Consider the following 19896-nt stretch of genomic DNA (forward strand, 5'->3'; position numbering starts at 1 on the left):
GTCAGAGCGCGCGCAGCAGCAATCCACCGGCGATCACCGCGATCAGCAGCCCGGCCACCAGTTCGATCGTGGGCGCCAGCACGGCCGCGAACCGCGTAGCCGAGGCCGAGGCCAAGAGCCCTCCCCGCAACCCGAACGACGTCCAGCCAACCAGGGTGGTGACGGTCGCGGTGCCCAGCGCCATGGCAAAGGCCCCGGCGATACCGACCATCGCGATGCCCATCTGCCAGGTCAGGATCAGCACGAACAAAGCTCCGGTACACGGTCGCGCGGCGATGCCGGCGATCAGGATCAGCGCCTCGCGCAGGCTGCCGACCTGGGCCACCTCTTCGGCGGTGGGGCCATGACGATGCCCGCAATCGGAACAAGCCTCACTGTCGTGATGGTGATGATGCCCGTGATCATGATGATGGTGATGGTCATGCGGGGCACTGTCCGAACGACCGCGCCGGGCGAAACTGCGCAGCGATCGCAGAACCAGCCACAGCCCGATGGCCGCGATCGCACCATAGCTGACCGGGGCCATGATCTGCTCGGTGGTGCCGACCAAGCTTTCCCGCGACATCTGGAACACCAGAACGCCTGCATACACCAGAACGATCGCCGTCACGGCCTGCCCCAGCGAGGACAGTACGCTGATCGCCGACAGGCGCAGAAAGGCGACATTGCGGCCCAGCCCATACCCTCCGATCAGCACCTTGCCATGGCCCGGCCCCACCGCATGGAAGAACCCATAGGCAAAACAGACGGCCAGCAGCGTGGCCACGGCCTCGGGCTGTTCGGCCCGCGCGGCCCGAAGGGCTCGGGCGATCTGGTTCTGAAATTCCCGCTGCTCGCCCGCGGCCCAGGACGCTAGGCTGTCAAAACCACCGCTGCCCCAGAACCACAGCAGCAGCGCAATCGCCAGACCGACCGGCAGGATCAGGTAGCGGGACATGAAACGCGGATCTCGGTGGCAAAGCGTTCACCGACCAGAGGGATGTCGTTCTCCTCGAGGTCATAGTCGGCGTCCAGTGTCTGCAGAAAGGCCTGCATCTGGGCCAGTTCGCCGTCGATATCCGGCTCGAACCTGTCGATCCGGCAGGTTTCAGGCCCGGAAACGGTGACCGGGCGCGTCACCTCGTAGGCGGTATAGAATGTCTCGTCATAGGGTTTGGCAGACAGGCTTTGGGCGGGCAAAGGGTCGCCCTCGACCTTGCGCAGATGGGTTGTCACGATACGACCATCCTCGGTCGTGGCGCGCGGTTCCAGCGGACCGGACAAGGCAACCGGTTGATCGGCGGCCAGGATGACCAGATCGCCATTGTATCCTTCGACCCACTGCGCGTCGAAACCGGCGAGGCGCTGTTCTTCCGCCTCGGACAGCACGCCGTCGCCGTCCTGATCCAACCTCATGTCTTCGAGCACCAGCAGCGAGTAGAACTCGTCATAGGCCCAGGTGACGCGGACATGGGTCAGGTTGCCCGACTCGTCCACGATGAATTCCAGCCCGGTGTCGATGAAGACATGCGGGTGCGCCACCGCGGTAAACGGCAGGCAACAGGCGAACAAGGTGGGTATCCAGCGCATGAACGCGAAGATAGGGTGCCCGACCGGCGCTGGCAACGCGGTTCGGCGGTAAGCACGGATTTTGCCGCTCATTTCGGCGGAAACAGGACCAGCGTCTGCAGCGCCGTGCCGATCGGGCCTTGAGTATCGTACAGAACCGACTGCGACATCCCGATGCCGCTGGGCTGCCAGTGCGACACGGAGTCCGAGGCGAGCCAGTCGGAGGTCGGCTCGCGGTGGATCTGCACCGTCAGGTCGGTGTTCATGAACCCCATTTCCGAGGTCGGCGCATTCCACGAAATTCCGTTGCCGCAATCGGCCAGCGGGCACAGCGACTGGATCGGCGAGGGGGTTTCACCCTCGAGCAGAGGCGGGGTTCGCATCCAGATGGTTTTCGGCCCCGCCCCTTGGTTGCCGCCTTTGGGATACGCCACTTCGGAATGATGGGCAAAGCCGGGCAGGTCATGCCGCATTTCACCGATGGGAAACGGGCCGTCTTCGATCTGCGACAGGTCGGGGCCTTGGATCGCCACATTCGGCACCGGCCCCAGATCCCGGCGCGCCAGATGCATCGTGGTGGCGGTGGCGCACAGCGTGTCGTCCAAGTCATGCACCGTGACGCGCGTGGTGGCCAGCGTCTTGGTGTGGCGCACGGTCTCGGCGGCCACGCGCAGGCCGGACAGCGGCAGCGGGCGCAGCAGATCGACGGTCAGGCGGGTCAGCATCTTGTCGGGGCCGACCTCGATCTCGGCCGCGCGCACGATCAGGCCCGCAACCGGGCCGGCATGACAGTGGTCAGCCGACCACGGCCCGCGCGCCGGGTCATTGCCGACAAAGGCCCCATCGGGCGCGACCCGGAAATAGGCGGTCTCACCCACCACTGGCTGCATAGCCGCGTCCTGCATGTCAGATCTTTTCCTGGGTATGCTTTTTCAGTTCGGCCCGCGCCACCTGACGGCGATGCACCGCATCCGGGCCATCGGCCAGCCGCAGCGTGCGCACATGCGTCCAGGCGGTGGCCAGCGGCGTATCCTGGCTGACGCCCTGCCCGCCGAACATCTGCACTGCCTCGTCGATCACCTTCAGCGCAACGCGCGGCGCGACCACCTTGATCTGGCTGATCCACGGAGCCGCCGCGCGCGCATCGCCCTGATCCATGTACCACGCGGCCTTCAGACACAGCAGGCGGGCCATCTCGATCTCCATCCGGCATTCGGCGATGATGTCGAAATTGGCACCCAGCTGAGCCAGCTTCTTGCCGAAGGCCTCGCGTTGCAGGGCGCGTTTGCACATCTGCTCCAGCGCCATCTCGGCCTGGCCGATCGCGCGCATACAGTGATGGATGCGACCGGGCCCGAGGCGCCCCTGTGCGATTTCGAACCCGCGGCCCTCGCCCAGCAGGATGTTCTCGGCCGGTACCCGGACATCGGTGAACCGGATATGCATGTGCCCGTGCGGTGCGTCGTCATGGCCGTAGACTTCCATCGGGCGCAGGATCTCGATCCCCGGCGTGTCGGCGGGCACTACGATCATCGACTGGCGCTTGTGCTTGGGCAGGTCGTCGCCGCCGGTCTTGACCATCACGATGTAGACCTTGCAGCGCGGATCGCCCGCGCCGGACGACCACCATTTCTCGCCATTCAGAACATAGTCATCCCCGTCCCGCACGCAGGACATCGAGATATTCGTGGCATCCGACGAGGCCACATCCGGCTCGGTCATCAGATAGGCCGAGCGGATCTCGCCCTCGAGCAGCGGCTTGAGCCATTGTTCTTTCATCTTATCGGTACCGTAGCGCTCGAACACCTCCATGTTGCCGGTGTCGGGGGCGGAACAGTTGAACACCTCGGCGCCCAACGGGGTCTTGCCCATCTCTTCGGCGAAATAGGCGTATTCGACCGTGGTCAGACCAAACCCCTTGTCGCTGTCGGTCAGCCAGAAATTCCACAGACCGGCCGCCTTGGCCTTGGCCTTCAACCCTTCCAGGATCTCGGCCTGGCGTTCGGTATACTGCCAGCGGTCACCTTTGTTGATCTCGGCCTGGTATTCGTCTTCCAGGGGCATGATCTCGTTGCGGATCATGTCGCGGACGCGCTCCAGCAGCGTCCGGTTCTCCTCGCGCAAGACGAATGACATGTTCATGAAGAATCCTCCGTAGATCCCGGAACCGGGCTTTACCTTTGCGCCGAGGATGGCTTAGCTGCGGCAACTGTGTCCAGCCGCGTGACGGCACGTCACTTGCAATCAATTTGAAACGGAAGAGGGGCGCAGATGGCGTTGTTGATCGATACCGGGCTGTCCGACTGGATGAGCGATGCCGAGATTGCCGAAGACGTACGGCGACATGCACCAACAGCCGATGTTCGCACGCCAAGCACCATTGGTGACCCCGCCGAGGTCACCATGGTGGCGGTTGTCGGCTTGCGGGACGATCACGCGACCCGCCTACCCAATCTGCAGCTGGTGCAAAAGTTGGGCGCCGGGGTCGAGACAATCGTGTCGAACCCCGCCCTGCCCGCGCATGTCCGCGTGGCCCGCCTGAAACCGGACGCCCCGGCGCAAGGCATCGCAGAGTGGTTTCTGGCCTATATCCTGTACGCTCACCGGAACATGGGCTTTCACGCGGACGCTCAGCGGCGGGCCGAGTGGCGGCCGAAAGCGCCGGTGCTGACATCTGACACCGTAGTCGGAGTTCTGGGGCTGGGCCATATCGGCAGCCGTACCGCCCGCATGCTGCGCGATGTCGGGTTTCAGGTCATAGGCTGGAGCCGGTCGCCCAAGCAAATCGAAGATGTGACCTGTCTGCACGGGCAGGATGCTTTGCCGGGAATGCTGCGCGGTTGCGACCATGTCTGCGCGATCCTGCCCTCAACCCCCGAAACCATCGGCTTGTTTGACGCAGAAATGCTCGGCGCGATGAAGGACGGCAGCCAGTTGTTGAATGCGGGACGTGGCGACCTGATCGACGAGGAAGCCTTGATCGAGGCACTTGACCGGGGTCGTCCTGGGCACGCGGTTCTCGATGTGACCGCACAAGAGCCGTTGCCCAAAGACAGCCCCTTATGGCGGCACCCGGCGGTCACGATCACACCGCATGTGTCGGGATGGCATCTGGGTGATGCGTTGGCGGATGTTGCCCAGAACTTTCTGCGGCTGAGCGCAGGTCAGCCCCCGCTGCACGAGGTTGATCGCAGCCGCGGTTACTGATCCGCGATTACGGCGTCAGAATCCAGTTGCCGCTGGCATCCTTGCACTGACGGGTGCGGATTTCCGGGTTGGGCGCCGCCCCGGACGGCTGCACAAAGTGCTGGAAGTGAACGCAGTTGTCCTTCACGTCCCGTATCCTGACCGTGCCTTTGGTGCCCGTTTTCTCGTTGACCCAGTTCCGCTCCTGCCCGACGCTTGGGGTCCCGCCTGCCAGCATCGAAGACGTCGTCGCGTCCAGAACCTGATAGTCGTCCGGGCTCAGCCCCATTTCGGCGATGATCCGGGACAGAGGCTTGGCATCGACCGCCCCCACGACACCCGACAAAAACAGCGCAAACAGGGCAGCAGGCAACCGGACAGTCATGCGAAACTCGCTTTCGTGAAAATTGATCTGCACCAAGGATATACATCCGAGCAATCATGGCCAAGCCCCCGCGGCCGGACCTTCAAATAATGCCGAACAAACCTATCGGACTGCCGGCGCTATCGGCCCGCCGCTGATGCGATCATAGTAATCGGAAACCAAGCTTGAGGCACAGGAATGGCTGATCAAAACTACTACGCGCCCACCGGCGGGCTTCCGGACCAGACTCAGCTGCTGACCGACCGCGCCATGTTCACTGACGCCTATGCCGTCATCCCGAAAGGCACGATGCGCGACATCGTGACCAGCTTTCTGCCGTTTTGGGAACAAACCCGACTGTGGGTCCTTTCGCGCCCCCTCAGCGGGTTTGCCGAGACGTTTTCGCAATACATCATGGAGGTCCAGCCGGGCGGCGGCAGCGACAGGCCCGAGACGGACCCGGAGGCTCAAGGCGTGGTCTTCGTCGTCGAAGGGTCGGTTACCCTGACCCTTGCGGGGCAGGTCCACGTGCTGGACACAGGGGGCTATGCCTACATTCCGCCCGGGTCCGATTGGACCCTGCACAACCGCTCTGACGCCGTGGCCCGGTTCCATTGGGTACGCAAGGCCTATGAGGCCGTACCCGGATTGCCGGCCCCCGATCCGATCATCACCAACGAACGCGACGTCGCCCCAACCCCAATGCCCGGCACCGAAGGTCGGTGGGCCACCACGCGCTTCGCGGATCCAAGTGATCTGCGCCATGACATGCATGTGAACATTGTCACGTTTGAACCAGGTGGGGTCATCCCCTTTGCCGAAACGCATGTCATGGAACACGGGCTTTATGTGCTTGAGGGAAAGGCCGTCTATCGACTGAACCAGGATTGGGTCGAGGTCGAGGCCGGTGACTACATGTGGTTGCGCGCGTTCTGTCCTCAAGCCTGCTACGCGGGCGGGCCGGGGCGATTCCGGTATCTGCTATACAAGGACGTCAATCGGCACATGCCGTTGAAACTGTCCACACGATGACCTGCAAAAGGTCCTGAAAACGGGCTTTTGCGTCGGCAGGGGTTCACAGGGACGGCGGAATTTGCTGAAATCAGAGGTGATTTCGTTTTGTTCATTCGTGGAGATTGGTCGATGAAACTGCGCGCCCCTCTGACGGCACTGGCCATGATCGGCCTCATGGTCGCCGTCGACACCGCCCCGGTCGTGGCAAAGGAAGCGACCAAAACCGTATCCGTCATGAGCCGCACATGGGCTGTGACGCAGGTTGCAGATGCCCCTGTCGTGTATCGTGCGACCCGCGACAACAACAACCTCAACCCGTTCGGCCCGCCGCCGCGCCTGCGCACGGTTCAGGCCATTGCGGCCATCCAGCAGGCAACCGGGTGCAAGGTGATCCGGTCAAGCATGTACCAGAATATTTCGGGCCAGTTCTTCTCGCAGGTCAGCTGCGGATAGCGGCGACGCCATACGGGCATTGAGGTCGGTCAAGCGGCCTGCCATAGCTTGCGCATGAAACTCGCAATCAACGGATTCGGCCGCATCGGCCGCACGATCCTGCGGCAGGTCATGGCCCTGCCAGCAGGTTCGGACGTTCAAGTGGTGCTGATCAACGACATCGCACCGCTGGAGACCTGTGCCTATCTGTTCAAGTACGACAGCACGTTCGGCCCCTATGCCGGTTCGGTCGAAACCAGCGCCGGGTCCTTGCAAGTGGATGGGCATTCGATTCCACTGAGCCACAGCGACGACCTTGCCGATGTCGATCTGTCCGGCGTGGACGTGATGCTGGATTGCACGGGTATCGCGCGCAGTTCGGATGTCGCAATCCGGGGCCTGCAGGCAGGGGCTGGCAAGGTGCTGATTTCCGGCCCGTCCCCGGCCGCCGAAACAACGATCGTTCTGGGTGCCAACGAAGACATGCTGGGCAATGCCCGGATTGTATCGAACGCGTCCTGCACCACCAACGCGCTGGCACCGCTGGCCAAGGTGATCGACGAGATCGGGGGCATCGCCTCAGCGCACATGACCACGATTCACTGTTACACCAACAGCCAGCCGATGGTGGACGCCCCGCGCGGCGACCTGGCGCGGTCGCGGGCCGGGGCCTTGTCGATGGTACCCACTACGTCAAGCGCGACCCATCTGATCGACGTGGTTCTGCCGCATCTTGCAGGCCGCATCTCGGGCGCGGCGGTACGGGTGCCCACGGCCAGCGTCTCGGCCATCGATCTGGTCGTGACCCTGCAAAATGGAATGGATCAGGAGCTGTTCTCTGCCGAATTGCGCCGCGCCGTCGAGGCATCAAAGGTGCTCGGCTGGATCGACTTGCCGCTGGTCTCGTCCGATCTGCGTACGCGACCGGAATCGCTGGTGATTGCCGGACCGGAAACACGAGTCGTCGGGCAAAATCAGGTCCGGGTTTTCGGATGGTATGACAATGAGTGGGGTTTTTCGGCCCGTATGCTCGATGTCGCCGGTATGATGGCTCAGACGGAATAGCCCGCAGCGCGCTTGGCGCTGCAGGGCTGAGTTACAGGTTTCAGTCGTGCGGCAAACTGCCAGCGCCGTGACCGGCCATTCCGCCCGAGACCTCTTCGGTCGATTCCTCGGCCAGTTCATGCGGCAGAATGAGGTTCAGCACGATGGCGATCAGCGCTGCGGGCAGCAGTCCGCTTGTCATCAGGATGCGGATTGTGTCCGGCAAGTGCTGAACCGCGCCGGGCTCCAGCTGCAAGCCGAGCCCGATCGACAGCGAGATGGCGAAGATCACCATGTTGCGGCGGTTCCAGTCCACGTCGGACAACATCGAAATGCCGGCAGCCACCACCATGCCGAACATGACGATCACACCGCCCCCCAGAACTTCGATCGGAACAGTGCGTATGATGGCGCCGACCTTGGGAACAAGTCCGCACAGGATCAGGAAGAGGGCACCAATCGTGACGACATGGCGGCTCATAACTCCGGTCATCGCGATCAGGCCGACATTCTGACTGAACGAGGTATTCGGCAAACCGCCAAAGATACCGGCGACAGCCGTGCCAACACCATCTGCGTAGGTCGCTCCCGCGATCTCTTTGTCCGTGGCCTCGCGACCCGCGCCACCTTTGGTAATGCCCGAAACGTCACCGACGGTTTCGACCGCTGACACGAAAGCCATGAGGCAGAACCCGATCACCGCCGCCAGCGAGAATTCGAACCCATATTTGAAGGGCACCGGCAGCGCGAAACCAGCGGCCCGCGACCAGCTTGTTCCAATGGCTTCAAACGTCACCATTCCGACCATCAGGGCGTAGACATAGCCGACAGCCAATCCGACCAGAACCGCAGACACCGACAGCATTCCGCGGGCAAAGAACTTGAGGCCCAGCGTGACGATCACGACGACCAGTGCCGCAGACCAGTTGAGCAGCGATCCGTATTCCGGCATACCGATCGCAGGGACACCACCCGCCGCATATTGGATGCCGACCTTGACAAGTGCCAATCCGATCATCGTCACAACAAGGCCCGTGACCAATGGCGGCAGAGCGAAGCGGATCTTGCCAATGAACATCCCAAGGCAGGCGTGAAAGATGCCGCCGATCAGAACGCCTCCGAACAGCGCGGCAAGGGCCTCAACGCCCTTGCCAGCCACCAATGGGATCATGATGGGCAGGAACGCAAAGCTTGTTCCCTGAACGATGGGCAACGCCGCACCAACCGGGCCCAGTGTGATGGTCTGCAACAAGGTCGCCAGCCCTGCAAACAGCATCGACATCTGGATCAGATACAGCAGCTCGGGAAAATCGGGCGAGTTCGACCCGAAGCCAAACCCGGCCGCACCGGCCACGATGATGGCGGGGGTCACGTTTGACACAAACATTGCCAGAACGTGCTGAATCCCAAGTGGTATCGCCTTGTGCAGCGCAGGCGTGTAATTCGGATCCCGAAGCTGATCGGGTGTTCCTATCGAAGTTTCGGCCATGATCTCAACTGTCTCCCTGTTTTCTCATGGGGGTCTTGCCGCTTCTCCGGCGGCTTCAAAATTGGCTTAGCGTTCAACCACCTCGTAAGGGGTATCGAACCAGTGCTCCTCGAGGTTTGCGCCTGAACCGATACGGTCGACTACCGCGAAAAGGCCTGGCGCGTGCAGTGGCGTCAGCACACCGTGCCACGTGCCCCTATGGTAGTTCACAGCCTGCCCCGGCTGCGTCACGAAGGCCAGCGGCCGGCCGGGAACGCCATCCTCATCCGGCGCGACGATCACCAGGAACGGCTGGTTGGTCATGGGAACGAAAGCCTGGCTGCCTTGGGGGTGACGTTCGACCATGTCCAGTTGATAGGGCAATGCCCGCGGATTGGCATCGAACAGGCTGATCCCCGCGCGCCCATCCGCGAAATCCAGAACCGCCCGGTCATGGTATCGCCCGCACTGACCCTGGTTGATGATCTTGTCCGGCGTGCCCGAAACCTCAAGCACATCGCCGAACGGTGCAAAGGCTTGGGCCGTCAGCGGCGCGATAGGAATGATCCGCGTCATGAGGGCAGCACGTCGCGCAGCCGGAACTCGGCGATGCGCTCGACCTGACGGCAAGCCTCGGCGAGTTCGGTCTCGCGGTCATTCTCGATGCGTCGCTGGAACGCCTGCAGGATCGAGGCCTTGTCGTGGTCGCGCACGGCGATGATGAAGGGGAAGCCAAATTTCTCGGTGTAACGCGTGTTCAGATCGGTAAAGGCGTCGCGCTCGGCGTCGGTCAGGGCGTCCAACCCGGCCGAGGCCTGTTCCGAGGTGCTTTCGGCCGTCAGGCGTTTGGCCTGCGCCAGCTTGCCCGCCAGATCCGGATGCGCGGTCAGAACGCCCAGGCGTTCCTCGGGCGAGGCCGAACGGAACACCCGTGCCAGCGCGTTGTGTAGCCCGCCCGCCGTATCATGAGCGGGGCCCAGTTCCAGCGCCCAGGCGCGCTCGGCGATCCAGGGTGAATGTTCGAAGATGCCGCCATAGGCCGCCACGAAGGCGTCACGGTCCATCTGCGAGGGGCGTGGGCGATCCTGCGGCGGATGATGCGCGGCCCAGTGTTCGGCAATCTGCAACCGGGTCGCGAACCACACATCAGAGAAGCCGCGCGCATAGTCCAGGAACCGCTTCAGCGCCATCACCCGGCCCGGCCGGCCGATCAGGCGGCAATGCAGACCGATCGACAGCATCTTGGGCGCGCCCGCCTGCCCTTCGGCATAGAGCGCATCGAAACTGTCACGCAGATACGCAAAGAACTGATCGCCCGAGTTGAACCCCTGCGGCGTGGCAAAGCGCATGTCATTGCAGTCCAGCGTATAGGGCACGATCAGCTGGTCGCGCCCGCCGGTGTGCATCCAATAGGGCAGATCGTCGGCGTAGGTGTCGGCCACATAGGCAAACCCGCCTTCCTCGGCCACCAGCCGCACGGTGTTGTCCGAACAACGCCCCGTGTACCAGCCGCGCGGACGGTCTCCGACCACCTCGGTATGCAGGCGGATCGCCTCGGCGATCTGGGCGCGCTCCTCGTCTTCGGGCATGTCCTTGTGTTCGACCCATTTCAGCCCGTGGCTGGCGATTTCCCACTCGGCGGCTTTCATTGCCGCCACCTGATCGGGCGAGCGCGCCAGCGCGGTGGCCACGCCATAGACGGTCACCGGCAGGTCGGCCATCAGGCGATGCAGCCGCCAGAAGCCGGCGCGAGCGCCGTATTCATATATGGATTCCATGTTCGAATGACGCTGGCCCGGCCAGGGTGCGGCACCGACGATTTCGGACAGAAACGCCTCGGACGCGGCGTCGCCATGCAAAACGCAGTTTTCGCCGCCCTCTTCATAGTTCAGCACGATCTGCACTGCCAGCTTGGCCCCGCCCGGCCACTGGGCATCTGGCGGGTTGGCTCCGTATCCAATCATGTCGCGGGGGTATCGGGGGGGCTGCATTCTGCTTTCCGTCTTCAATTTCAAGCTTCCATTTGGTTTATCCCATAAAACCGTGATGGATTATCAAATCAATCCGAACGCTGTTTCCGGTTGTTTCGGCGTTCCCTGCGCCATGGCCTTTGCCGCAAGGTGGGCAATGCAAACCGGATTGCTTAAAATGGCATCCGAAGACGAAACGTGCAGACAACAGCAGGAGCAACTCGTGGCAGGCTATCTGACGACCCATGTTCTGGACACGGCGCGGGGATGTCCGGCCGAGGGGCTGAAAATCGCGTTGTACCGGGTGTCCGGCAATTCGCACCGGAAATTGGTTGAGATGGAAACCAATGCGGACGGGCGCACCGACAGTCCCATCCTGCCGGAAAAGACTTTCAAGACCGGTATCTACGAATTGATCTTCTTTGCGGGGGACTACCTGCGGGCCTCCGGGCAAGCCGATGAAGACCCTCTTTTCCTTGATCAAATACCGATCCGGTTCGGCATGTCCGACCCCGAGGCGCATTACCATGTGCCACTATTGCTGTCGCCATTCGGGTATTCGACCTACCGGGGCAGCTGACCCCTCAGACCTGCGACATCCGCACCACGTCGCCGATCCGCGAGATCATGAAATCCATGAACAGGCGCGCCTTGGGGTCCTGATGTCGCCGATGCGTGTAGAGACACGCCATCTGCACCGAAACCGGTGGCGTGTCGACGGCAACGGGCACCAATCGTCCGGCCTTGAGATGCTCGGCCACTTCAAAAACGGGTTTCATAGCGATCCCCTGCCCAGCCAGCGCCCAATCAGTCAGAACATCGCCATCGTCGCACTCGAACCGTCCGGACACCGCAAACCGTTTGGGTCCTTCGGCTGTCTGCAGCAGCCATTGGAACTCGGTCGCCCCAGGGAATCGCAGGTTCAGGCATTCGTGCCGGTCCGAGATCAGCTCCGCCCCGGTCCGGGGCATGCCTCGGCGCGCGACATAGTCTGGCGCAGCACACAAAACGCGCTGGCAATCCGCGATTTTGCGGATACGCAATGTGCTGTCTTCGGGTTGACCGATGAAGAACGCCAGATCCAGCCCTTCGGTCGTGAGGTCAACAGACCTGTCCGTCAGACGCAGCCGCACGTCAATCTCGGGGTAGTCGGAAAGAAATTCAGGCACTTGGGGCGCCAACAGGCGTCGCCCGACCCCCAGTGGAGCTGCTACGAAAAGCGATCCCCGGGGCGCTTCGGTCAGGTGCACGACCTGCGCCTCGGCCTCGTTCACGGCATCCAGAACCGCAACCGCACCGGGGTAGAACGCCCGGCCCTGCTCGGTCGGGCTGAGGTTTCGGGTCGTACGCTGGAACAATCGCACACCCAAATGATCTTCGAGCTGGGAAATCCGCGCCGAAGTCACCGCTGGCGAGATTCGCAGATCGCGTCCGGCCGCGGACATGCTGCCAAGATCATAGACCCGGACAAAGGTACGGATATTGTCGAGATAGGACATCTTTTCGTTTTTTTTGATACAGTTTGACAATATACGGGAATACCGAAGAAAATCCCGTTTGCCTAGTGTGTCGGCAAGCAATCGGAGAGCTTTGCATGTATGAATTCGCCGTGTTCTGGGACTGGATGGCATTTGCGGTGCGGTGGCTGCATGTCATCACGGCAATCGCCTGGATCGGATCGTCATTCTATTTCATCGCGCTGGACCTCGGCCTGAACCGCGACATCCCCGGCCCTGCGGATGGCGAGGAATGGCAGGTGCATGGCGGCGGCTTCTATCACATCCAGAAATACCTTGTGGCACCCGAGCGGATGCCGGACCACCTGACCTGGTTCAAATGGGAAAGCTATGCAACCTGGCTCAGCGGCGCGGCCCTGCTGATGATCGTTTACTGGGTGGGCGGCGAGCTGTATCTGATCGACGCACAGAAGGCCGATCTGGCGCTGTGGCAGGGCATCCTGATCTCGGCGGCGTCGCTGACCGTGGGCTGGCTGATCTATGATTTCCTGTGCAAATCGGGTCTGGGCGAGCGCCCGACCCTGCTGATGCTGCTGCTGTTCGTTCTGCTGGTGGCGATGGGCTGGGGATACAACCAGATCTTCACCGGCCGCGCGATGATGCTGCATCTGGGCGCGTTCACCGCCACGATCATGACGGCCAATGTGTTTTTCATCATCATGCCCAACCAACGGATCGTTGTGGACGACCTGAAAAACGGCCGCACCCCGGACCCGAAATACGGCAAGATCGCCAAGCTGCGCTCGACCCACAACAACTATCTGACTTTGCCGGTGGTCTTCCTGATGCTGTCGAACCACTATCCCTTGGCTTTTGCGACCGAATACAACTGGATCATCGCGGCGCTGGTCTTCCTGATGGGTGTCACTATCCGGCACTACTTCAATACCCGCCACGCCCGGGCCGGCAACCCGACCTGGACCTGGCTTGTGACGGCCCTGCTGTTCATCGCCATCATGTGGCTGTCCACTGCGCCGATGTACAAACCGCTAGAAGAGGCCGAGGCGCAGCCCCTGACCCAGTTCGAGGAGCGCTTTGTGCGGGCCAGCGGCTTTGAAGAAGCCCATGACGTAGTCTTGGGACGCTGTTCGATGTGCCACGCGCGCGAGCCCGTCTGGCACGGAATCCTCTGGGCCCCCAAGGGTGTTCTTCTGGAGACCGAAGGTGACATCGCGCGCAACGCCGAGCAAATCTATCTGCAGGCTGGTGTCAGCCACGCGATGCCGCCGGCCAACATCACCTATATGGAACCCGAAGACCGCGAGGCCATTATCCGTTGGTTCCGAAACGCGGGCCTGTAGCGGCAGCTTTTCCACAACTTCGCATGGGAACTGGGAAATCCGCGTTTATTTCTTTGCCTGAGCGGTTTGAGATGGTCTAACTGTTTCCAAGGGATCGCGGCGCCGCGACAAGCAGCGCAAATCAATGCGGCCCGGGACAGGTGGAGCCATTTGATGCAGGCGAGCAGACGTAGGGGCAGTCTGAAGAACTGGTGTGCGGGTGTGTTTTTTGCCCTCGCCCCGACCTGTGCGATGGCACTGGAAACATCGCTTGCAGCGCCAGGATTGTCGGACGACTTGAAAAAGCAGATTGAGGAAACGTCCTCGGTCATGACTGCCGACAACCGGGGGCTGGACACGCCGCTTGAAGTTCTGTCAGCCGCGTTGTCGGATTACCGAACGATCGTACAAATCCTCTATGATGCCGGATATTTCGGCCCGTCGGTCAGCATCAAGCTGGACGGGAAAGAAGCGGCAGATCTCAGCTCGCTGAGCGTTCCTGCGCAGATCAATCGGGCAACGATCACCATTCGCCCCGGCAAAGCGTACAATTTCGGAACCGCAGTCGTTCAGCCTTTGGCCCCCGATACCGAATTGCCCGAAGAGTTTGCCCCCGGCAAGCTGGCCACGACCGGCGCCATTCAACAGGCGACTTCGGCCGGGATTCAGGCCTGGAAGGACGCGGGCCACGCCAAAGCGAAACTGCGCGATCAACAGATCATCGCCCGGCACGCACAGGCCCAGCTGGACGCCCGGATCGACCTGGATCAGGGGCCGCGCCTGAAGTTCGGCAAGATGTATATCGAAGGCGGCACCGATGTCCGCCACAGTTCGATCGAGAAAATCGCCGGTTTCCCGTCGGGCGAGGTCTACTCGCCCGAAAAGTTGCAAAAGGTCGGCACACGGCTGCGGCGGACTGGTACGTTCAGCACCGTCTCGATCCAGGAACGGGACACGCCGAACCCGGACGGCACGCTGGATTTCGACGCCACCTTCGAGGACTTGCCCAAACGCCGCCTGACGTTCGGGGTCGAACTGGCCTCGCGCGATGGCTTGGACCTGACCGCGACGTGGACCCACCGCAACGTGTTCCGGCGCGCCCAGCGGCTGCGCTTTGAGGCCGCCATCCGAAACATCGGCGGGTCTGAGGATATCGACGGGCGGTTGGGTCTGCGTCTGGATCAGCCCGACCGACTGGGCCCCGACGACAACACCTTCTGGAGCGCGCTGCTCGAGCGCCGAAATACCGACAATTACAGCGTGTCGGTTGCCTCGCTGACCTATGGTGCGCGGCGGACGTTCTCGGACGAGTTGTACGCCGAGGCAGCTGTGGGCTTTTCTATCTCGAACGCTGACGACGCCTATGGTGACGGCCGCAAGTTCCGGTATTTCATCATACCGTTCCGGTCCGAGTGGGACAAACGCGACAGCAAGGTCAGCGCCACCCGCGGGTATTACCTGGACAGCCAGTTCATGCCCTTTGTCGGCATCTCGGGCACGGATACCGGGCTGCGCCTGTTTTTCGACGGTCGCGCCTATACCAGCCTGGGCACTGGCGGCCGGATCGTGCTGGCCGGTCGGGTGCAACTTGGATCGATTCTCGGCCCCCCGGCGGATGGTGTCACACCGGATTTCCTGTTCTTCTCCGGCGGCGCGGGCACCGTTCGCGGTCAGCCCTATGAAAGCCTTGGTGTCCCCGTCGGCACGGGCATTGCCGGCGGTAAGTCCTTTCTTGGCCTGTCGGGCGAGGTGCGCGGCAAGGTCACTGAAAAGCTGTCTCTTGTTGGGTTTTACGACTACGGTATCGTAGACACGTCCTCGTTCATCGGCAGTGGCGCCGAGTACCACGCGGGCGCGGGCCTTGGCGTTCGGTACGATCTGGGCGGCTTCGGCCCGCTGAGGTTGGACCTGGCGGTGCCTGTGCAAGGTGACACGGGCAACGGGCTGCAGTTCTATATCGGGATCGGGCAAGCATTTTGAGGCGTTACCTTTCATATCCTCTGGCAGTCGGGGCAACCGCCTTTGCCCTTTCGGGCCCCGTGGCCGCGCAAGAAGAAGAGAGCGGCGGTCTGCTGACCGATTTCCTGCAGAACACGTTATCCGGGGACAACCGCAATATCCGGGTCATCGGGCTGGAGGGCGCGCTGAGCTCTCGCGCACGCATCCAGGAGATCACGGTGGCCGACGACGAGGGTGTCTGGCTGACCATCAAGAACGCCGAGCTGGATTGGAACCGGCTGGCCCTGATCCGCGGCCGGTTTTCCGTGAACGCCCTGACCGCCGAAGAAATCGACATCGCACGCGCACCCGGCAAGACCACCACGGACGAACCGGCCGCCACCGCCGAGACCGAACCCTTTCAACTGCCCGAACTGCCCGTGGCGATCGAGATCGGTGAACTGCGCGTCGACGAGTTGTCCCTGGGCGAACCGCTGATCGGGGTTGCAGCAGACCTTTCAGTGGACGGAAACCTGAATCTGGCCGATGGCGCGCTGGACACAAGGCTGGACATCAACCGGTTGGACCGGGCCGGCGATCAGATAAATCTTGTGGCCGGTTTCCAGAACGAAAGCCGGCAAATCGACCTGGACCTGGCAGTCTCCGAGGCGTCAGGCGGGCTGATTTCGACCGCATTGAATATTCCGGACAGCCCACCCATCGGCCTGACGGCCAAAGGGTCTGGTCCGATCACCGATTTCACGGCGGATATCGGGCTGAGCAGTGACAATGTCGACCATGTCTCGGGCCAGGTGCGTCTGCGCGGGATCGAGAAGACCGAAGGGGCGGCAGACGAAGGCATTGCCTTTACCGCCGACCTGGGCGGCGACCTGACCCCATTTCTGGCCGCCAACATGGATACCTTCTTCGGTACGGATACACGCCTGTATGTCGATGGCCGTACCGGAGCCGAAGGTGCGCTGGAGATTACCGAGGCGGACATCACGTCCGAAGCTTTGAAACTGGAAGCGCAGCTCAGCCTTGGAACAGGCGGAGCGCTGCAACTGGCAGCCGTCCAGGCACGGATCTCGCCACCGGCTGGGGACGACGTGGTCCTGCCATTCGGTGGAGGAGACACATCCGTCAAAGCCGCACAGCTCTCTGCCCTGTTCGACCACGAAAACGGCAATCATTGGGACCTGAGCCTGACGACCGAGAATGTTGTCACACCCCAAGTCCAGATTGCGCACACGCGGTTGACCGCACAGGGCACCCTGACTCAGATCGGCGGTCTGGACCTGACCGGAGACCTTCAAGCCTCTCTGGACGGTTTGGACTTGGCTGACCCTGCTCTGAACACAGCGGTGGGCGATCGCATTACCCTGGATGGCCAGTTCGAATACGGACGGGACAAATCGCTCCGACTCTCGGGTCTCGAACTTGGGGGAACCGACTATTCGGCGACCGCCGATGCTGTCGTCAGCGGGCTTGAAAGCGGTCTGAAGATTGACGGATCGGCAAAGGTAACGGCGTCCGATCTGTCTCGTTTCTCTGAGGTCGCCAAATTAGATCTGGGCGGCCGGGCATCGGTCCGGGTCGAGGGGGCGGGCTCGCCGTTGGAGGGCAGTTTTGACGGCAAGCTGGCCGTTTCCGGACAAAACCTGTCCACTGGTCGGGACGATATCGACCCCATCATCGCGGGCGAGACGGACATCACGCTGGACGCCAAGCGGGATGCAACCGGCATCCTGATCCGCGCTTTCACCATCGACGGCGAAACCCTGAACGCACAGGCGGATGGCGCGGTCACCACTCCGAACGGCAATCTGACCATCGACGGCCAGGCCCGCGTCAATGCCTTTGACCTTTCGGTATTCTCCGGCCTCGCCAAGCGCGACCTTGCGGGGGCCGTTCAGGCCCAAGTGGATGGCAAGGGCACCGTGCAGACCCTTGAGTTTGATGGCACTGCGCAGGTGACTACTACTGACCTACAAACCGGCCTGGATCAGGTGGATCCGCTTGTGACCGGGCGCGTCGTCCTGAACTTCGACGGCGCGCGCACGGGTGACCGGATCGAAATTCGCAAGGCGACCGTTGACGCAGCCGCGCTGAATGCCCAAGTCGCGGCAACCATCGACGATCCGACCGGAAACCTGGCCTTTGACGGTCAAGCGCAGGTCGATGCCCCCGACCTGTCCGTCTTTTCCGGACTGGCAGGCCGTACGTTGGCGGGCGCGGTCACGGCGGATGTGACCGGTCGAGGGGCCCGTGGCAGCAAAGTCTTCGATGTACAGGGCAAAACCAACGCAAAGGACATTCTGACCGGAATCCAAGCGGTGGATGCGCTGATCCCCGGACAGACGACGCTGACAGTCGACGCATCGAACGGCGAGGAAGGGTTGAACATCCGCAACTTCCGGCTTGCAGGGACAGCCTTGTCCGCCAACGCATCCGGCATCTTGAGCCGCGAAAGCGGCGGGCTGAGCTTCTCCGCCGCGTTGGACGACCTCGCCCGGGTTTCACAGACCCTGACTGGACCGCTGAAGGTGAATGGGAATGTGGCCCCCACATCCAGCGGTGTCGAGGGCACGGTCAGAGTGACCGGCCCGGAGACGTCCTACGCCAATCTTGTAGGCAGCGTGAATACGGATGGCTCGGCCGACCTGGACTTTGACGCCAAGTTCGATCGGGTCGAACGTTTTGCGCCCGAGTTTCCGGGCAGCTTGACGGCGAAAGGCAATGCAACGCGCCAGAACGGCGTGTGGACCATTGATGCCGACGCCGCCGGACCGGCCGAGATCAGCAGTGCAGTCAAAGGAACCTACGACGAAGCCTCGGGCAATGCCGACATCTCCGCACAGGGCGGCGTCAATTTGGGCATTGCAAACATCTTCATCACGCCCAACAAGATCGACGGATCGGCCCGGTTCGACCTGGCGTTGAAGGGCAAGCCGGCGCTGGAGTCACTGAGTGGTCAGATCACCACCTCAGGGACGTCGATGGCGATCCCCAGCGTTGGGCAGACCATCACCGATATCGGAGGAACTGTAGACCTTGCCAACAGCCGCGCAACGATTTCGATGCGCGGCGGCATGCGCGCCGGAGGCGGATTCACGGTCAGTGGCCCGGTCGACCTTACACCGCCGTTCAACGCGCAGATCACAACTGCAATCAACAATCTCGTCCTGACGGACAATCTTCTGTACGAGACCACGTTGAACGGCCAGATCGCAATGACGGGCGCCTTGGCAGGGAACAGTTCGCTGGTCGGGCAGATCACGTTTGGCGAGACCAACATCAACCTGGCCGCGGCATCTGGCGCGGTGGGGGCCGCGCCGATCCCGAAGATCGAACACGTGAACGAAAGCAATGCCAGCTACGTCACTCGGGAACGGGCGCAGTTGGTTGAAAAAGAGGAAACGTCGCAATCGGACTCTCGCATCTCTCTCGACATCAGCCTGTTGGCCCCCAAGGCGGTTTTCGTGCGGGGCCGCGGTGTGAATGCTGAATTGGGCGGTGCGATCTTCATCAAGGGCACCACCAAATCCGTCATCCCATCGGGCCAGATCGAACTGATCCGCGGTAATCTGGACATCCTTGGCCGGAGGCTGGCGCTGACCAAGGGCGTGGTCAGCCTGCAGGGCGACCTGACGCCGTATATCGAGTTCGAATCTTCGGCCAGCACTTCGGATGGAACCGCGACGTTGGAAATCGCGGGCCCGCTGGATTCTCCGACAGTCGATGTGTTCTCGGACCCCGAACGCCCCGCCGAAGAGGCGCTGGCCATGCTGCTGTTCGGCAACCGCTTTTCCGAACTGTCCCCGTTTGTCATTGCCCAGATGGCCGCGTCGCTGGCCCAGCTGAGCGGTGCCGGTGGCGATGCCACCAAGGGCGTTCGGGACGCCACGGGCGTAGATACCGTCGACGTCGGCGCGACCGAGGGCGGCGGCGGGCGTCTGGGCGCCGGCGCTTATCTGAGTGACAACCTGTACACCGATTTCACCGTGAACACCGAAGGCGACACCGAGGTGAACCTGAACCTGGACGTCAGCGACAGCGTGACAGTGCGCGGCACCGTAGATGGGCGCGGCGATACCGGCATCGGGATTTTCTTCGAGCGTGACTACTAGGGTTG

17 protein-coding genes are annotated in these 19896 nt (G+C 62.2%); 8 read left to right on the forward strand and 9 right to left on the reverse strand.

Annotation, left to right across the window (positions count from 1 at the left end):
• Position 1: 1 nt before the first annotated feature.
• From ACR0MM_RS06905 to ACR0MM_RS06920, 4 genes are all read right to left on the reverse strand, one after another.
• Complete coding sequence (locus ACR0MM_RS06905) at positions 2-937, reverse strand: nickel/cobalt transporter (protein WP_170446948.1); 936 nt, start codon at positions 935-937, stop codon at positions 2-4.
• Entirely contained in the window at positions 922-1551 is a 630-nt protein-coding gene (locus tag ACR0MM_RS06910; protein ID WP_480695157.1) for a DUF1007 family protein, read from the reverse strand. The genes ACR0MM_RS06905 and ACR0MM_RS06910 overlap by 16 nt, the downstream gene beginning before the upstream one ends.
• Positions 1552-1637: 86 nt before the next feature.
• Positions 1638-2453, reverse strand: a complete 816-nt coding sequence (locus ACR0MM_RS06915) for a thioesterase family protein (RefSeq protein WP_480695159.1) — start codon at positions 2451-2453, stop codon at positions 1638-1640.
• Between the two features lies 1 nt (position 2454).
• The gene (locus ACR0MM_RS06920) at positions 2455-3690 is read right to left on the reverse strand and encodes an acyl-CoA dehydrogenase family protein (RefSeq protein ID WP_480695161.1); all 1236 of its coding nucleotides are present in this window, start codon (positions 3688-3690) and stop codon (positions 2455-2457) included.
• A 129-nt stretch (positions 3691-3819) separates the two neighbouring features.
• On the opposite strand from ACR0MM_RS06920, the gene ACR0MM_RS06925 reads away from it, so the two are divergent.
• Positions 3820-4755, forward strand: a complete 936-nt coding sequence (locus tag ACR0MM_RS06925; RefSeq protein WP_480695163.1) for a 2-hydroxyacid dehydrogenase — start codon at positions 3820-3822, stop codon at positions 4753-4755.
• Positions 4756-4762: 7 nt separating this feature from the next.
• Here the strand turns inward: ACR0MM_RS06925 and ACR0MM_RS06930 are convergent, their stop codons facing one another.
• On the reverse strand, positions 4763-5119 hold the full coding sequence (locus ACR0MM_RS06930; RefSeq protein WP_170337492.1) for a hypothetical protein: 357 nt from the start codon (positions 5117-5119) through the stop codon (positions 4763-4765).
• A 177-nt stretch (positions 5120-5296) separates the two neighbouring features.
• On the opposite strand from ACR0MM_RS06930, the gene ACR0MM_RS06935 reads away from it, so the two are divergent.
• The 3 genes from ACR0MM_RS06935 (at position 5297) to ACR0MM_RS06945 (ending at position 7609) form a co-directional block, all read left to right on the forward strand.
• A complete protein-coding gene (locus ACR0MM_RS06935) occupies positions 5297-6130 on the forward strand; it encodes a bifunctional allantoicase/(S)-ureidoglycine aminohydrolase (RefSeq protein ID WP_170371997.1) in 834 nt (277 codons plus the stop codon).
• Positions 6131-6241: 111 nt separating this feature from the next.
• Positions 6242-6565, forward strand: a complete 324-nt coding sequence (locus ACR0MM_RS06940; RefSeq protein WP_170337821.1) for a hypothetical protein — start codon at positions 6242-6244, stop codon at positions 6563-6565.
• 54 nt (positions 6566-6619) lie between these two features.
• On the forward strand, positions 6620-7609 hold the full coding sequence (locus ACR0MM_RS06945) for a type I glyceraldehyde-3-phosphate dehydrogenase (RefSeq protein ID WP_170449202.1): 990 nt from the start codon (positions 6620-6622) through the stop codon (positions 7607-7609).
• Between the two features lie 40 nt (positions 7610-7649).
• Here the strand turns inward: ACR0MM_RS06945 and ACR0MM_RS06950 are convergent, their stop codons facing one another.
• The 3 genes from ACR0MM_RS06950 to puuE form a co-directional block, all read right to left on the reverse strand.
• Entirely contained in the window at positions 7650-9077 is a 1428-nt protein-coding gene (locus tag ACR0MM_RS06950; RefSeq protein WP_480695165.1) for a uracil-xanthine permease family protein, read from the reverse strand.
• Between the two features lie 66 nt (positions 9078-9143).
• Positions 9144-9632 (reverse strand): ureidoglycolate lyase, encoded by a 489-nt coding sequence (locus ACR0MM_RS06955; protein WP_170337816.1) that lies wholly within the window; start codon positions 9630-9632, stop codon positions 9144-9146.
• Positions 9629-11047 carry an allantoinase PuuE gene (gene puuE / locus ACR0MM_RS06960; protein WP_480695167.1) on the reverse strand — a complete coding sequence of 473 codons (1419 nt, stop codon included), beginning with the start codon at positions 11045-11047 and terminating at the stop codon, positions 9629-9631. The genes ACR0MM_RS06955 and puuE overlap by 4 nt, the downstream gene beginning before the upstream one ends.
• A gap of 202 nt (positions 11048-11249) precedes the next feature.
• Here puuE and uraH point away from each other — a divergent pair, with 202 nt between their 5' ends.
• Positions 11250-11606 carry a hydroxyisourate hydrolase gene (gene uraH, locus ACR0MM_RS06965; RefSeq protein ID WP_480695169.1) on the forward strand — a complete coding sequence of 119 codons (357 nt, stop codon included), beginning with the start codon at positions 11250-11252 and terminating at the stop codon, positions 11604-11606.
• 4 nt (positions 11607-11610) lie between these two features.
• Here the strand turns inward: uraH and ACR0MM_RS06970 are convergent, their stop codons facing one another.
• Complete coding sequence (locus ACR0MM_RS06970; protein ID WP_480695171.1) at positions 11611-12525, reverse strand: LysR family transcriptional regulator; 915 nt, start codon at positions 12523-12525, stop codon at positions 11611-11613.
• A gap of 95 nt (positions 12526-12620) precedes the next feature.
• Between ACR0MM_RS06970 and ACR0MM_RS06975 the strand changes: the two genes are divergently transcribed.
• From ACR0MM_RS06975 to ACR0MM_RS06985, 3 genes are all read left to right on the forward strand, one after another.
• Positions 12621-13844 carry a urate hydroxylase PuuD gene (locus ACR0MM_RS06975; protein WP_480695173.1) on the forward strand — a complete coding sequence of 408 codons (1224 nt, stop codon included), beginning with the start codon at positions 12621-12623 and terminating at the stop codon, positions 13842-13844.
• Between the two features lie 276 nt (positions 13845-14120).
• A complete protein-coding gene (locus ACR0MM_RS06980) occupies positions 14121-15803 on the forward strand; it encodes an autotransporter assembly complex protein TamA (protein WP_254432910.1) in 1683 nt (560 codons plus the stop codon).
• A complete protein-coding gene (locus ACR0MM_RS06985) occupies positions 15800-19891 on the forward strand; it encodes a translocation/assembly module TamB domain-containing protein (protein ID WP_480695175.1) in 4092 nt (1363 codons plus the stop codon). Before ACR0MM_RS06980 ends, ACR0MM_RS06985 begins: the two co-directional genes overlap by 4 nt.
• Positions 19892-19896: the final 5 nt, after the last annotated feature.

This window comes from Ruegeria sp. BC6 (assembly GCF_056539185.1).

Bases quoted from the DNA above. Each gene is read 5' to 3' on its own strand.
- ACR0MM_RS06915 (WP_480695159.1), bottom strand. From the start codon at position 2,453: ATGCAGGACGCGGCTATGCAGCCAGTGGTGGGTGAGACCGCCTATTTC.
- ACR0MM_RS06940 (WP_170337821.1), top strand. From the start codon at position 6,242: ATGAAACTGCGCGCCCCTCTGACGGCACTGGCCATGATCGGCCTCATG.
- ACR0MM_RS06970 (WP_480695171.1), bottom strand. From the start codon at position 12,525: ATGTCCTATCTCGACAATATCCGTACCTTTGTCCGGGTCTATGATCTT.
- ACR0MM_RS06905 (WP_170446948.1), bottom strand. From the start codon at position 937: ATGTCCCGCTACCTGATCCTGCCGGTCGGTCTGGCGATTGCGCTGCTG.
- ACR0MM_RS06955 (WP_170337816.1), bottom strand. From the start codon at position 9,632: ATGACGCGGATCATTCCTATCGCGCCGCTGACGGCCCAAGCCTTTGCA.
- ACR0MM_RS06930 (WP_170337492.1), bottom strand. From the start codon at position 5,119: ATGACTGTCCGGTTGCCTGCTGCCCTGTTTGCGCTGTTTTTGTCGGGT.
- puuE (WP_480695167.1), bottom strand. From the start codon at position 11,047: ATGCAGCCCCCCCGATACCCCCGCGACATGATTGGATACGGAGCCAAC.
- ACR0MM_RS06920 (WP_480695161.1), bottom strand. From the start codon at position 3,690: ATGAACATGTCATTCGTCTTGCGCGAGGAGAACCGGACGCTGCTGGAG.
- ACR0MM_RS06935 (WP_170371997.1), top strand. From the start codon at position 5,297: ATGGCTGATCAAAACTACTACGCGCCCACCGGCGGGCTTCCGGACCAG.
- ACR0MM_RS06975 (WP_480695173.1), top strand. From the start codon at position 12,621: ATGTATGAATTCGCCGTGTTCTGGGACTGGATGGCATTTGCGGTGCGG.
- ACR0MM_RS06945 (WP_170449202.1), top strand. From the start codon at position 6,620: ATGAAACTCGCAATCAACGGATTCGGCCGCATCGGCCGCACGATCCTG.
- ACR0MM_RS06925 (WP_480695163.1), top strand. From the start codon at position 3,820: ATGGCGTTGTTGATCGATACCGGGCTGTCCGACTGGATGAGCGATGCC.
- ACR0MM_RS06950 (WP_480695165.1), bottom strand. From the start codon at position 9,077: ATGGCCGAAACTTCGATAGGAACACCCGATCAGCTTCGGGATCCGAAT.